This is a genomic window from Marinifilum fragile (assembly GCF_963677365.1).
Lineage (GTDB): Bacteria > Bacteroidota > Bacteroidia > Bacteroidales > Marinifilaceae > Marinifilum > Marinifilum fragile.
Genome location: NZ_OY781962.1, coordinates 4058303 through 4073036, shown reverse-complemented (window position 1 = coordinate 4073036; position 14734 = coordinate 4058303). Strand labels below are relative to the sequence as shown.

Below are 14734 nucleotides of genomic sequence, written 5' to 3'. Positions count from 1 at the left end.
AAAGAGCAATTGTTTTTTAAAACGGTTGCTCTTTATTTTTTATAATAACTTTATTCTATTCTGATACAATTTGCGGGACATATTTCTGCAGCCTTCTGATTTTGCTCCAGGTCATCATCGAAAATATCAAGTACAAATTCGTTATTTATAAGGTTTGCTCCCAATAAATCACACTTCCCGTCTCTCTCATTCATAAGCCAAAAACCAGGCGCCACCCCTACACAATATGCACATCCAATGCACTTACTTCTTCTTTGATACACCTGTTTCATCCTCACAAAATTACTGGTTTAATAAAAAAACTAAGAGAATTTCAAATATAGTATAAAATATTTTTAAAATTTTTCATATTGATTTACAGCCATTTATATATCCTCCTTAAAAATATCCAGTACTATGTATTGCATATTACCTTTTTTTATCCGTATATTTGTAATACAAACTTATATGTTAGAGATAGTATTATAAAAACCTACAACAATGAAACCCTTATTAAAAGACAAAATATTGAGAATCTCAATTCTGATATTAACAGTAACAGCATTCTCCTTAGAGTCAAAGGCTCAATTGTTAACAATCGATAAATTTCTAGTGCCATTTTTTAAAATCGAATGCAATAATGGTGGTGAATCTCCAGCAGATGAAATAACCAATGAGAAAGGATATTTAGATAATGGAATCTTGATCTTTAAAGAAAATCTTAAAGTTTGTAAGGACATCGTATCTGGAAATACGGAAGATTGCAACAATCCAAAACTAAATATGGATACATCAATAAGGTGTAAAGTTTATAAGGATACAATCACTGTAAAACAAAACTCAACTATAGTAACAGCAAAAAAGAAAAGGTCTAAAAACTTCAGAAATTTCCCTGGTAACATTAGATCTGCAATTTAATCAATATAAATATTCCAAGTATGAAAATAGAAAACACAAAAGCCCAAATGCGAAAAGGAGTGCTGGAATATTGTATTCTTTCCATTCTCTCAAAAAGTGATGCCTATGCATCAGACATCATTAAGGAACTTAAAGAAGCCAAAATGATTGTAGTGGAAGGGACACTTTATCCCTTACTAACCAGGCTAAAAAATGCCGGCTTATTAAGCTACAGATGGGAAGAGTCGACACAAGGACCTCCAAGAAAGTATTACACAAGTACAGAAGTAGGCAATGAATTTTTAAAGGAACTTGATGGTTCATGGCAAGAATTGGTTGATGCCGTAAATACGATTAAAAAGTAAGTCCAAAAACTGTTAACACTATGAAAAAGACATTAACAATTAATATAAGCGGAAGTATATTTCACATCGATGAAGATGCTTTTGAAAAATTACAAGATTACCTGAGAAAGATCAACAGTCACTATGGTGCTGGCGAAGAAGGAAGAGAAATCATTTCTGACATCGAATCCAGAATTGCAGAGATTTTCCAGGAAAAACTAAGTAGCAAAGACCAAGTCGTAAATGTTGATATGGTTGAAGAGGTAATAACCATTATGGGTAAACCGGAAGAAATTTTCGAAACCGATGATGAAACTACTGAAGAATCACAAAATCAGTCACAAACTACAACTACCAGTAAAAAGAAACGTAGATTGTATCGCGATCCGGACAAAAGAGTATTTGGAGGTGTTTCAAGTGGTTTGTCTGCGTATTTTGGTATCGATGTAGTCGTATTCAGATTACTATTCGTACTCTTCTTCTTCCTTGGATATGGTTTTGCTTTCCTACTGTATATCATTTTATGGATTGTTGTTCCTAAAGCAACCACTACAAGTCAAAAGCTTGAGATGAAAGGCAAAAAGGTCAACATTTCCAACATCGAAGAGTCGATTAAAGATGAATACAAAGAAGTGAAGGAAAACTTCGATAAAATGAGAGAAAAAAACGGACCTCAGGTAAAGGATGGATTTGACAGAGCAGTTGACTTCCTTGGTTCAGCACTCCGCCTGGTACTTAAAGTCATTATCATTTTACTGGGAATTGGATTTATCTTTGCAGGATTTGTTTCTCTTATAAGCTTTATTGGATCTATGATTTTTGCTCATAGCTTCTTTGGACCTTTTGCTGATTTCCATTTTCCAGGTGCTATGTTTCCTAAATTATTTCTTGACGGAACAAGTATTACTCTATTTACCATAGGAATTATTGTGGTAATTGCCATTCCTTTAATGCTGTTGATTTTTGCAGGAATTAAATTGCTTTTCAACTTTAAAACCAACAATAAGGTTATTGGATTTACAGCTTTAGCAGTTTGGCTAACAGGCATTATACTCTTGATTAGTCTGAGTTTTTCACAAATCAAAGGCTACATGCACAGCAGTACCAGATACTCTGAAAGTCAACCTATCGAGAAAATCACAAGTGATACATTGTACCTTCGAAGTACAAATAACATTGGAGACCATTGGTACGAAGGCCATCTTGATCTAGACAATGTTAAGGTGTACATGAACGATGATGAAGAAATTATTGTAGGGGAACCTACTTTGGATATAGAAAGAGGCTATTCGGATAATTTTGAGATAAAACTTAAGAAGAAAGCTCGCGGAAGAACTTTAGATAGAGCGGTAGAAAATGCAGAAGGAATTAAATACAAATGGGTTCAAAATGATTCTCTAATAATATTCAATCAATTCTTCACCTTAGAAGATGATTCCAAATGGAGAAATCAAAGATTACATATTACTATTAAAGTTCCGGAAGGAAAAGTTGTTTATCTCGATGAATCGATGGGAAAAATTATTCACGACATCGACAATGTAAGTAACACCTGGGATTTCGACATGCTTGGCGAAAAATGGATCATGAAAAAAGAAGGCTTAAGCCTAGTTAAATAATAAATTAGTTGTTCTATCCATGTTTTGCACCGATACCTTTTTCATCACACACAACAATCGGTGCAAACATGGCTAATTTTAAAACAAACATTATGAGAAAATTATTAGTAATTCTGATTGCAATAGCCTTACCTATTCTTTCTCAGGCTCAAACCAAAGGAGAAAAATTACATGCCAAATATTCCAATCTTGATGGCTTCAACAGCTTTAGTTTCGCAGGATCTTTCCTAAAAAACCTGGACTTTGATATTGACGAAGATGAATTGGAAAAAAACGTAACAGGCGATTGTAAAACCATTAAATTCTTAAGCTTCAAACACGAAATCGGCAACGAATCTAAATTTAAAAAGATTGTTGTATCGCAGCTTTCGAAAGGAGACTCTTACAAAGAAGTATTGATTGAGGAAAGAGATAAAGATGATGACGATGTTCATTTCTTCGCCAAAGGAAGAGGAAAAAAGTTTAGCGAATTCCATATCCTTCACTACAATGAAAACAGAACATCATTGATTTCCTTTTTTGGAGACTTTCATGTAGATGAATTGAAAACTTTGTCACATTACAGTATCGACAAAGATGAAGAGTAATTAAAAACAGATGGTATGAAACGATTATTCAGATCAAGAGATAAAAAGATAGCAGGTGTTTGCGGTGGTATTTCTCAATACATAAATCCGGAACTCGATCCGGTAATTATTAGAGCAGGATATCTAATCCTAACATTATTCAATCCTTTAATGTTGTTGGTTTATTTTATTCTTGCAATGGTTCTACCAGATACAAACTGCGAAACGGTATAAATTTGAATGCGATCTTTACCCCAATTTGGTGAAGAAGGGTTTGTCTTTTTCACCTGCTTTACCAAAAGTATTCAAAAAGTTAGGCCTCTCCCATTTTACGGAAGAGGCCTTTTCATTTAGTCATAAATACTAAACCCCTAATTAATAATTAAATACTTCTTCTAAGCACAACTCATGAACATTGCCTAATTTTTTAAGTACGTTCATATTGATATCTTTCTTGTTACCAACTACCAAATAACAATGGTTTTTATTGGCAATATGTTTCTTGAAGAACTTGTTTAAATCATCAATATTCTGGTTCTTCACCTTCTCGTAAACATCTTTTCTGTAATCATGTTTCACACCTTTTCTAAGATTACTCAAATAAGTCCAGTAAACTCTTTCTTTAGTGATTCGTTCTGATTGAATCTTTTTAAGCATGTTTGTCTTGGCTTCGTTAAATTGCTTCTCCTCATAAGGCATTTCATTCAACAACTCAACCAATGCTTCAGTAGCATCTTTCACTTTATCAGCGCTTGTTGCAACAAATGAGAATGAGTATCCATAATCATCCAATTTTGAAGGAGTGCTGTAAGATGAAAAGGCAGAATATGCAAGAGCTCTTGATTCGCGAATTTCCTGGAAAATAATTGATGCCATACTTCCACCATAATATTCATTGAATAATCTGATTTCTGGCATAAGGTTCATATCCAATTTTTCATCTTTTGCTAACATGATAATGTTTGCCTGAACCATATCATAATTAACAAAGAAGATTTCATTCTTGGTATAATCTAATTCTGGATATTTTGTTGGTTCCGGAATCTCTTTTAACTGCTCTGAAACTTTATGATTTGCTTTTAAATTCTCAGCTATTTGTTGCTTTCCTTCAGCTCCGTAATAAAATACTCTATGCTTATAGTCTTTTAACTGAGACAACATTTCAGTTAACTGATTTGGATCCACATTTCTTAATTCATCTTCTAACAAGATATCTGTATAAGGCGATTTTTTTCCATATTTCGCGTAACTATACATTGCTCCCCACAAAATCTCTCCCTTGTTTAACTTACTATCTGCACGCTCCTTAATAATTCCATCAACATACTTTGAGTAAGAATCACTATCAGCCTTAGCATTCGACAACACATGTTCCATCAACTCTACTCCTTTGTCGAATGATTTTTTTAATCCAGAGATATATACGTAACACCTGTCATCTCCAGCTTCAACACCAAAGGATAAACCATACTTAAACAATTCTTTTTGCAATTCAGCAGCCGAATATATATCTGTTCCAATATACGGTAAGTAATTTACAGCAATAGGCAACATTTTATCATGATTCTTACCCATTTCGTAAATGTAAATCAACTTGAACAACTCGTTCGATTTGTTTTCCAAGTAATCGTAAGTTACACCAGGTTTTAACTCTTCTGACTGGATTTCTTTTTCAAAATCAACCCATAAAGGTTTTAATGCAGGAGTTTCTTTAGCTGTTAGGTCCTTATAAAATTCCGATTGTTTTTTGCGGTCGATTTTAACTGGAGTAATAGCCGGTTTTTCAACCTTTACAACCTTTTTATCCTCACCTTTTCTCTTGTAAACTACAACATAGTTATTATTGTAGTGCTTGTTTGCAAACTCAACCAATTGTTCTTTTGTAACCAATTCAAGTTCATCAAGCATTTTTAGGTTGTCAGCCCAAGCTACATTGTTTGCAAAAGTAACTGCAAACTCATGAGCTCTTCCATTTGATTCTTGCCCTCTAATTTTTCCTAAACGATAATCATTGATTACAGCCTCAAGCATCCAGTCCTCAAACTCTCCTTTCTTGATTTTTTCGATTTCACCAAGAATCAATTCTGTTACTTCTTCCATTTTTTGACCTTGACGAGGAACTCCATAAAATGAATGCATTCCATAATCAATATTAAAACTTGCGTAACAACCAGCTTTTAACACTTTTTGCTTCTGATTCAGGTTCAAATCCATTAAACCTGCTTTTGAGTTATTCAAAATACCATCAATAAGAGTTACAAATTTCTGATCTTCTGAACCAATACCATCAAATCTAAATGCCATTGATAATCTTTCTGCATCAGGACCAAAAACTTCTTTAACAATGGGCTTTGTAATTGGGTCTTCTATCGGAGCAACAAACTTTGGAACTTCTCTTGATTCTAGTTTTCCAAAAGTCTGATCAATTAATTTAATAGTCTCTTCAAAATCCAAATCTCCAGACATGGCAATTGCCATATTGTTAGGAACGTAGTAAGTATCAAAATACTTGTGAATATTTTCCATTGATGGATTTTTAAGATGCTCAGCTCTTCCCAAAGTAGTTTGTGTTCCGTAAGGGTGTTTTTTGTACAAACCAGACATTAGGGCATAATTCAACTTTCTAAAGTCATTATCCTGAGACATATTAAACTCTTCATAAACCGTTTCCAATTCGGTATGGAATAGACGAAGAACCAGTTTGCTAAATCTTTCCTTTTCGATATTCAACCATTTTTCAAGTTCATTCGAAGGAATATCATTCATATAAACTGTTCGTTCGTAAGTAGTATAAGCATTAGTACCCTTAGCTCCAATCGACGACACCAGCTTATCATACTCGTTTGCTACAGCAAAATTTGAAGCCAAAGCAGAAACACTATCGATTTTTGCATAAACCTTTGCTTTTGCCTCTTTTGTAGATGCAAACTTATGCTCTTCATACAAATCAGAAATCTCATGAATTAAGGCTTCCTCTTTTTGCCAATCTACAGTACCAAAATCATCAGTACCTTTAAACATCATATGCTCTAAATAGTGAGCAAGTCCGGTAGTTTCGGAAGGATCATAGGTAGAACCAGCTTTTACCGGAATAAAGGTTTGAATTCTTGGTGCATCTCGATTAACAGATAAGTACACTTTTAATCCATTGTCAAGAGTATAAATTCTTACTCCCATAGGATCATTGGTAACCGTTTCGTACCGATAGCCATTCTCGTCTGTGTTTTGAACAGTTTGATACTTTTCCTTTGGCGTGCAAGCAAACAAAATTACTCCCAACACAAAGGCAAAAAGAACATTAATTTTCTTCATTGTTTGTTTGGTTTTAAATGATCATGTCAACCACACAACATCCTCAACCCCTTCTATTCGCATAAGTTTACAAACCTTGTGCGATTCACATAACCTGTTTTGGTTTAGTTTCTTAATTCTCGAATTATATTATAATATAATCAGTAAATTGTTAAATTTACAAATTACCTTATATTTACATATCTTTTTTTACATTTTTTTAACTAAAGCCTTCATTATTTAAATTCGATTTAAACTTTTTATATATTATTAACAATCAATCAAGATAGATAATTGTATTTTTGCAGCGTAAAAAGTAAACTACACAGATGAAAAAACTAAATGCCCTAATATTGATATTGTCCCTTACCACAATTATCAATCACACTTTTGCCCAGGTCAATACTCCTTTTACACACCATAAAGAGTTTCACGCAGCAGACAGCAACAAGCTATTTCTTCGTTTCGAAAACCTGAATTTTGTAAAAAACAATGAATATAGTAGTGAGTTTTCTAATGGTGCTACCTGGATTGGATATGTTGCATCACCCAAACTAATTTATTATCCAAGTTCCAATTTTAGAATTGAAGCTGGTGTTCGTCTTCAAAAATATTCGGGGAGAGAAGATTTCACTGAAACAGAACCATTATTTTCAGCCATCTATAAACCATCGGATAGAATTGAGTTTATTATGGGTAGTTTAAATCAAAACGACAACCATAAGCTTTCAGAACCAATGTTCGAACCAGAAAGATACTTTATGGAAACTGCCGAAAATGGTTTTCAATTCTTATACAATGCTCCCAAACTACAATTTCAAACCTGGATTAACTGGGAGAAGTTTATTTTAGAAAATGATCCTTTTCAGGAAAGATTTACGTTTGGTTTATCAGGAAACTGGCAAGTAAATCAATCCTCAAAAACCAAATTATCCTTGCCTTTAGAAGTAATTTTTGCTCATCGAGGTGGAGAAATAGACAGTTCTGAAGGATCTGTTCAAACAATAGGAAATTATGGTTCCGGACTTGTGTTGGAAAAAAATATATCAAATTCAAAGATCACATCTTGGTATGTAAGGGCAATGTGTTATTTCTTTTCAGATAACTCTTCAGAAAAAGAATACCTATTCGATAAAGGACATGCTTTTTATCCACAAGTAGGTATCACTACAAAAAAGTCTAAGCTAAACCTAGGTTACTGGAATGCTTATCATTTTGCTTCTTCACGTGGATCGAAACTATTCCAATCCATTGCAATGGATACTCCAGGATATTTTGAAGATAGAAGAGAATTGGCTACACTAAACTATTACTACGAGCATAAAATTGCCAACGGCATTCACTTTGGCAGTAAGTTAGATGTATACTACGATCTTAAAAACTCCGCAGAAAGTTGGGCTGCTGCCATCTATTTAAGAATTAACGGTGATTTCTTTTTAAAGAAAGTAAAATGGAATAAGTAATATATACTACTTCATAATATATCTGAAAGATTTATTTTTCCAGATTTCACCTGCATAATCGATATTAATACGAGGGTGACGTGTAAAACTGAACTTGTACCCGTCATCCTCAATCCATAACCTTTCGGATAAAGTTAAATCCTCACCATAAAAGCTTTTATCCAGATTTAGAGTTCGTCCTACTCTGCCAGGTCCATTTATATTCTCTACTCCCCGAATCAAAATAGCTTGAGGCTTATTTATGGCTCCTGTTACAATATTTAGTAACCAATACATTCCGTAAATCAAGTAAACATACACCAAACCACCCTCAGCATACATCACTTCGGTACGGGCCGTTCTCCCCTTAGCTGCATGACATGCTAAATCTTCTTCTCCGATATACATTTCGATCTCAGTAATTCTGTATTTTTCAAGTTTACCGTTGATATTTTTGCGCACAATCAACTTCCCTATTAATTCTTCCGCAACCAATTTTATATCACGAGTAAAAAAATCTTTCCCTAATTTTTCTATCATCAGAATCTATTTCGAAATTAAACGTCCACAAAATAACAATTTCACATCTTATCAACTGCATATCAAAGAATCAGAAATCATTTTGAAATAAAAAAAGCAAGAAATTTACAGGTGAAGCAAAAATTATTCATACTTTTGCAGTGAAATTGTGACGATGGGCTTTCTTGAGAACGGATCCCTCCCCAACATGTTGATTTGACTACCCTTAGCAAGTACCAAATTCAATACTGGGTAATATATCAATTTTGATTTTTTGATACACTTAATCACTCCACATCATCCCGATTATCCACAACTGATTAAGTATCCATCAATTAATCAAGAAAAAAATTGGTGTATTTGGGAGATTCTTGTACTTTTGCAAGCCAAATTGGAATAATTGTATTAAAGTATTAATTATTAAAAGTTTTAGAAGTGGATACATTAAGTTACAAAACCGTTTCTGCTAATGAAGCAACCGCTAATAAAGAGTGGGTTGTTATCGATGCAGAAAATGAAGTGTTAGGTAGACTTGGAGCTAAAGTAGCTAAGCTACTTAGAGGTAAATATAAGCCTAACTACACTCCTCATGTTGATTGTGGAGACAACGTGATTATTATTAATGCTGAAAAGGTTCGTATGACTGGAAACAAGATGACTGACCGTCAGTATTTCTCTTACACTGGACACCCTGGTGGACAAAAAATTAAATCTCCAGCTGACCTTTTGGCTAAGCACCCAGAGAGATTGATTGAAAAAGCTGTTAAAGGTATGCTTCCAAAGAACCGTCTAGGAAGAAAATTGTACTCTAACCTTTACGTTTACGTAGGTGGTGAGCACAAGCATGAAGCACAACAGCCAAAGAAATTAGATTTAAACACTATTAAATAAGAGGTATGGAAGTAATTAATGCTATCGGACGTAGAAAAGCAGCAGTTGCTCGTGTATACGTTAGCGAAGGTAAGGGTCAGATTACCATCAACAAAAAAGAGCTTAAAGAGTACTTTACTACCGGAACTCTACAATACATCGTTACTCAGCCATTAAACCTTCTTGAGGTTGCTGATAAGTATGACATCAAAGTAAACCTTGATGGTGGTGGTGTAAAAGGTCAAGCAGAAGCACTTCGTTTGGCTATCGCTAGAGCTCTAGTAAAAATTGATGCTGAATCAAAATCTGCTCTTAGAACTGCAGGTTTCATGACTCGTGATCCTCGTGAGGTTGAGCGTAAAAAACCAGGTCAACCTAAAGCACGTAAAAGATTTCAATTTAGTAAACGTTAATGTTTTTGTGGCAGGTTTAGTATCTAAATTGTTGAGACTTCGATTTTCGAACTACTTGACAATTGCCATAAAATGAATGTAAACGATTAAAAAAACAAAAAAATGTCAAATACTACATTTGAAGAATTGTTAGAAGCCGGATGTCACTTCGGTCACTTAACAAGAAAATGGAATCCTAAAATGGCTCCTTACATTTTCATGGAGCGTAACGGAATCCACATTATTGACCTACACAAAACAGCGGTTAAAGTTGACGATGCAGCAGCAGCGTTAAGACAAATTGCTAAATCAGGAAGAAAAATTCTTTTTGTTGCAACTAAAAAACAAGCTAAAGCTATTGTTGCAGAAAAAGTAAGTGCTGTAAACATGCCATTTGTAACTGAGCGTTGGCCAGGTGGTATGTTAACTAACTTCCCTACTATCAGAAAGGCAGTTAAGAAGATGACTTCTATTGATAAAATGGAAGCTGATGGAACTTTAAACCACCTTTCAAAAAGAGAAAGACTACAAGTATCTCGTCAGAGAGCTAAGTTAGAGAAAAACTTAGGTTCTATTGCTGATCTGACCAGATTACCAGCAGCATTATTTGTAGTTGATGTAATGAAAGAATACATCGCAGTTAAAGAAGCTAACCGTTTGGGAATTCCTGTATTTGCTATGGTAGATACTAACTCAAGCCCAGAAGGTGTTGATTTCGTAATTCCAGCGAATGACGATGCTTCTAACTCAATTTCTATTATCCTTGATAAAGTTACCGGAGCTATTAAAGACGGTTTAGCTGAAAGAAAAGTAGAGAAAGAAAAAGAATCTGCAGATAAAAAATCAGCTAAAGTTAAAAAAGCGACTAAAGCAGAAGCTCCAGCTGCACCAGAAGCTCCAGCTACTGAAGCAGAAAAGAATGATAAGGAGTAATTTATTCACACAAAAAAATTCGATATATCATGTCTATTAAAGCAGCAGACGTAGCCAAATTGCGTAAAGCAACTGGCGCAGGAATGATGGATTGTAAAAAAGCTCTTATTGAAGCAGAAGGAGATTTTGACACAGCAGTAGAAATCATTCGTAAAAAAGGTATGGCAATTGCTAATAAACGTGCCGACAGAGAAGCAACTGAAGGTGTTGTATTAGCAAAAGTTTCAGAAGACAAGAAAAGAGGTGCATTGATTACTTTGAACTGCGAAACTGACTTCGTAGCAAAGAATGAAAACTTTGTAGCTTTTGCTACTCAAATCCTTGATCTTGCTTTGGCAAACAAGCCAGCTGATTTGGAAGCTTTGAAAGCTTTGGAAATGGATGGTAGAACAGTTGAAGCGCATGTTACTGAGCAAACTGGTGTTATCGGCGAAAAAATCGATTTAAGTACATACGAAACAATCGAAGCTGAATCAGCAGTTGCATATATCCACGCAGGTAACAAATTGGCGACTTTGATTGGATTCAACAAAGAAGTTGAAGAACAAATGGGTAAAGACGTTGCTATGCAAGCAGCAGCAATGGCACCTATCGCAATCGATCAGAAAGACGTTGCAGAAGATGTTGTTGCTAAAGAATTGGAAATCGCTAAAGATAAAGCTCGTCTTGAAGGTAAGCCAGAACAAATGCTTGACAAAATTGCTCAAGGTCGTTTAGGTAAATTCTTCAAAGAGGTTACTTTATTGAACCAAGACTTCGTAAAAGATGGTAAGAAATCAGTTAAGCAATATCTTGCTGAAGCTGACAAAGACCTTACTGTTACTGCAATGAAGCGTTTTACTTTGAATGCTTAATACAATTATTATTACATATAAAAAGAGTTCCTTTTCGGAACTCTTTTTTTGTATACTATTAAAAGTTATTGGCAAAAAGCTAGAAGCTGGTAACTTTTAAATATCTAATTTATTTATCTTTAGAATCACAACAAACCGCTTGAAGCAAATTGCTTGAAGCCGGTAGCTAAATAATAAAACTCAAGCTTTTAGCATTATGCTTTTAGCTTACAGCTGATAAAATTATGGCAAAATACAAACGAGTACTTTTAAAGCTAAGTGGCGAATCATTAATGGGTGAACAACAATATGGTATCGATTCGCAGCGTTTGAACGATTATGCAGAACAAATTAAAGAAATCACCGAACTTGGCGTTCAAGTAGGAATTGTTATTGGCGGTGGAAATATTTTCCGTGGATTAAGTGGCGCTGCCAAAGGATTTGACCGTGTAAAAGGAGACCAAATGGGTATGATGGCTACTGTTATTAATAGTTTAGCACTTAACTCTGCCCTTGATGCAATCGGATGCAAATCAAGAGTACTTACAGCCATTAGAATGGAACCAATTGGTGAGTTTTATTCGAAGCAAAAAGCCGTTGATTACCTAAACGATGGTTATGTTACCATTTTCTCTGCAGGAACAGGAAATCCATACTTTACCACCGACACCGGATCTTCTTTAAGAGGTATCGAAATTGAAGCAGATGCTATGCTAAAAGGCACACGCGTTGATGGTATTTACACCGCAGATCCTGAAAAAGATCCATCGGCAACCAAGTTTGAAAATATTACTTTCGACGAAATTTACAATCGCAACCTTCGTATTATGGACCTAACCGCTACAACCATGTGCAAAGAAAACGATTTGAACATTGTTGTGTTCGACATGGACACCAAAGGAAACTTAAAGAAAGTTATTGAAGGAGAGAATATTGGAACTGTAGTACATAACTAAAGCCTTTAGCCTTTAAGATTGGTATTTGGAAAAAAGTATTATCTTTAGTAAGGTCTAATTTCTTGATTTGTAATTAAGTTGTTAAAAAATTTAATCATTCGAAAATTAGAATGTCAGCTAATAGCTAAATACTCAAAACCAATAGCTAAAAATTTATATTTTTGTAAACACATACATTGATCAATAATTACAATTAAAATCTTTCTCCTATGACCGAAGAAGTTCAAATGTATCTGGATGATGCAAAGGAAAAGATGGAAGCTGCAGTAGACCATCTTGAAAAAGAATTACTTAAAATTCGTGCCGGAAAAGCTAGTCCTAGCATGTTAAATGGTGTTATGGTTGACTACTATGGAAGCATGACTCCTTTAGCTCAGGTTGCTAATGTGAGTGTTCCTGATCCTAGAACAATTGCTGTTCAACCTTGGGAAAAAACCATGATTTCTCCTATTGAAAAAGCAATTATGAATGCAAATTTAGGTTTCAACCCTGATAACAATGGTGAAGTTATCCGTATTAATATTCCTGCTTTAACCGAAGAGCGTCGTGGTGACCTGGTAAAACAATCGAAAGCAGAGTGTGAAAATGCCAAAGTGAGTATTCGTAACGCTCGTAGAGATACCAACGTAGAGTTGAAAAAATTGATTAAAGAAGGATTATCAGAAGATCTTGAAAAAGATGCTGAAGCAGTAGTGCAAAATATGACCGATAGTTACGGTAAAAAGATTGACGCTATGCTTGCAGAAAAAGAGAAAGATATAATGACCATATAATAAAAAGAAAGCTGCCAAATGGCAGCTTTTTTTACTTTATTCTTTTATTGCAATTTAAACTTGAGCTCAAATTCAAGCTTCTTCCCCATCCAAGCCTGATTAGTCAATTGTGGTAAGGATTTTAAAATACGTATAGTCTCTTTTTCCAAACTTTTTAGTCCTGCCTGAGCATTAATTTGAGCAGCTCCAGAAGTTTTATAGGCTGTAATTACAACCTCACCGATTTGCACCAAGTTATCCTGGCTATTCTGAGCTATTTTTACCCCTTTTACTTGTCCATTTTTATCAATAGTAACATGGGCAATTACATCGGCTTGTGTATAATTCTCTTGAGCTTTTACAGGATACTTTACGTTTCTGGCAATATACTTCTGCAAATCCAACATATTTGCGATTGTTTGTTCCGCTTTCTTTTCAACCTTTACTTCTTCATCCTGCTTAGGATTGGTAAATGCCAACAGGCTAAAAGTCAATATAGGCAATAAGAGTAATCCTTTTAATCTATGTATCGTTCTATTTTTATCTGATTTGTTCATCATGATTATCCTTTTTTTAGTAAGACTTTGATTGTAATTGTGAACCAAATGATTTTGTCCTTGCCCATGTACAATATTGAGTAAGGAGTATTGATAATCTTTCGGATCTGGCAGATTCTTTAACATGATGTTGTCAACACAAAATTCATGATTATTGGCAATTAAATTTCGTAACCACCATGCAAAAGGATTCCACCATTGAAAGATCAGCATACATTCAACTAAAGTAAGATCGATAGAGTGCCATCCGGCGCAATGCGTTCTTTCATGCTCTAAAATAAGTTGACTCTCTCTGCTTTTTTCCAATTCTTTAGGAATAAAAATGGTTCTGAAAAAAGAAAAAGGTCCAAGCTTTGAGTCTGGCAGAACTGCTAGTGAAAATCCTTTATAGGATTTAAACTCTGCACTCTTTTTTAAACTTAAAATAGAGGCATAACCGTAAAAAAGCCTGACTAAGAATACAACACTAATCAGCCCATACAGCAGAATGCCCAAAAACTCTATCGAAAAAGAAAAATGATTTGTTGCCTGAACTGTATCCGTATTCATTTGACCGACCGATACAAAAGTATGTAAAGGTACAGTGGCACCCATATCAGTAAACAATATCTTTTTCAACCAAACAGGCATGGTAATTAATGGCACTATCCATGGTAATAAAAGGCTACCAACCAGCCATAACCTGTTGCGCTTAAAAAAGCTGTCATTCGACAATACGAGTACATACAAAAGAACTGATACTGCCAGTACAATTCCTCCTTTAATTTGATATTCCCAAAACATT

Annotated in this window: 16 protein-coding genes; 12 read left to right on the top strand and 4 right to left on the bottom strand. The window is 34.6% G+C overall.

What is annotated here, in order from left to right; all coding sequences use genetic code 11:
* Positions 1-50: 50 nt before the first annotated feature.
* Entirely contained in the window at positions 51-272 is a 222-nt protein-coding gene (locus ACKPCA_RS16350) for a ferredoxin (protein WP_407660181.1), read from the bottom strand.
* 208 nt (positions 273-480) lie between these two features.
* Between ACKPCA_RS16350 and ACKPCA_RS16345 the strand changes: the two genes are divergently transcribed.
* The 5 genes from ACKPCA_RS16345 (at position 481) to ACKPCA_RS16325 (ending at position 3639) form a co-directional block, all read left to right on the top strand.
* Positions 481-897: a hypothetical protein gene (locus ACKPCA_RS16345; protein WP_321280048.1), complete on the top strand. Its 417-nt coding sequence runs from the start codon at positions 481-483 to the stop codon at positions 895-897.
* A 20-nt stretch (positions 898-917) separates the two neighbouring features.
* The gene (locus ACKPCA_RS16340; protein WP_054715551.1) at positions 918-1241 is read left to right on the top strand and encodes a PadR family transcriptional regulator; all 324 of its coding nucleotides are present in this window, start codon (positions 918-920) and stop codon (positions 1239-1241) included.
* Between the two features lie 20 nt (positions 1242-1261).
* Positions 1262-2839: a PspC domain-containing protein gene (locus ACKPCA_RS16335; protein WP_321280047.1), complete on the top strand. Its 1578-nt coding sequence runs from the start codon at positions 1262-1264 to the stop codon at positions 2837-2839.
* Positions 2840-2931: 92 nt separating this feature from the next.
* The gene (locus ACKPCA_RS16330) at positions 2932-3426 is read left to right on the top strand and encodes a DUF4252 domain-containing protein (protein ID WP_054715545.1); all 495 of its coding nucleotides are present in this window, start codon (positions 2932-2934) and stop codon (positions 3424-3426) included.
* A gap of 15 nt (positions 3427-3441) precedes the next feature.
* Complete coding sequence (locus ACKPCA_RS16325) at positions 3442-3639, top strand: PspC domain-containing protein (protein ID WP_054715542.1); 198 nt, start codon at positions 3442-3444, stop codon at positions 3637-3639.
* A 141-nt stretch (positions 3640-3780) separates the two neighbouring features.
* Here the strand turns inward: ACKPCA_RS16325 and ACKPCA_RS16320 are convergent, their stop codons facing one another.
* Positions 3781-6717 (bottom strand): M16 family metallopeptidase, encoded by a 2937-nt coding sequence (locus ACKPCA_RS16320; protein ID WP_321280046.1) that lies wholly within the window; start codon positions 6715-6717, stop codon positions 3781-3783.
* Positions 6718-7025: 308 nt separating this feature from the next.
* Between ACKPCA_RS16320 and ACKPCA_RS16315 the strand changes: the two genes are divergently transcribed.
* Positions 7026-8159 (top strand): hypothetical protein, encoded by a 1134-nt coding sequence (locus ACKPCA_RS16315; RefSeq protein ID WP_321280045.1) that lies wholly within the window; start codon positions 7026-7028, stop codon positions 8157-8159.
* Positions 8160-8165: 6 nt separating this feature from the next.
* On the opposite strand, the gene ACKPCA_RS16310 is transcribed toward ACKPCA_RS16315, so the two are convergent.
* Complete coding sequence (locus ACKPCA_RS16310; protein ID WP_321280044.1) at positions 8166-8678, bottom strand: DNA-3-methyladenine glycosylase; 513 nt, start codon at positions 8676-8678, stop codon at positions 8166-8168.
* Positions 8679-9092: 414 nt separating this feature from the next.
* Between ACKPCA_RS16310 and rplM the strand changes: the two genes are divergently transcribed.
* The 6 genes from rplM (at position 9093) to frr (ending at position 13414) form a co-directional block, all read left to right on the top strand.
* The gene (gene rplM / locus ACKPCA_RS16305) at positions 9093-9548 is read left to right on the top strand and encodes a 50S ribosomal protein L13 (protein WP_321280043.1); all 456 of its coding nucleotides are present in this window, start codon (positions 9093-9095) and stop codon (positions 9546-9548) included.
* Between the two features lie 5 nt (positions 9549-9553).
* Positions 9554-9940, top strand: coding sequence for a 30S ribosomal protein S9 (rpsI, locus tag ACKPCA_RS16300; protein WP_054715526.1), 387 nt, complete (start codon positions 9554-9556; stop codon positions 9938-9940).
* A gap of 102 nt (positions 9941-10042) precedes the next feature.
* Complete coding sequence (gene rpsB, locus ACKPCA_RS16295; RefSeq protein WP_321280042.1) at positions 10043-10852, top strand: 30S ribosomal protein S2; 810 nt, start codon at positions 10043-10045, stop codon at positions 10850-10852.
* Between the two features lie 29 nt (positions 10853-10881).
* Positions 10882-11706, top strand: coding sequence for a translation elongation factor Ts (gene tsf / locus ACKPCA_RS16290; RefSeq protein WP_321280041.1), 825 nt, complete (start codon positions 10882-10884; stop codon positions 11704-11706).
* A 224-nt stretch (positions 11707-11930) separates the two neighbouring features.
* Positions 11931-12641: a UMP kinase gene (gene pyrH / locus ACKPCA_RS16285; protein WP_054715517.1), complete on the top strand. Its 711-nt coding sequence runs from the start codon at positions 11931-11933 to the stop codon at positions 12639-12641.
* A 209-nt stretch (positions 12642-12850) separates the two neighbouring features.
* Positions 12851-13414, top strand: coding sequence for a ribosome recycling factor (frr, locus tag ACKPCA_RS16280; RefSeq protein ID WP_054715514.1), 564 nt, complete (start codon positions 12851-12853; stop codon positions 13412-13414).
* 44 nt (positions 13415-13458) lie between these two features.
* Here frr and ACKPCA_RS16275 read toward each other — a convergent pair whose 3' ends face one another.
* Positions 13459-14733 carry a M56 family metallopeptidase gene (locus ACKPCA_RS16275; protein ID WP_321280040.1) on the bottom strand — a complete coding sequence of 425 codons (1275 nt, stop codon included), beginning with the start codon at positions 14731-14733 and terminating at the stop codon, positions 13459-13461.
* Between the last annotated feature and the right edge of the window lies 1 nt (position 14734).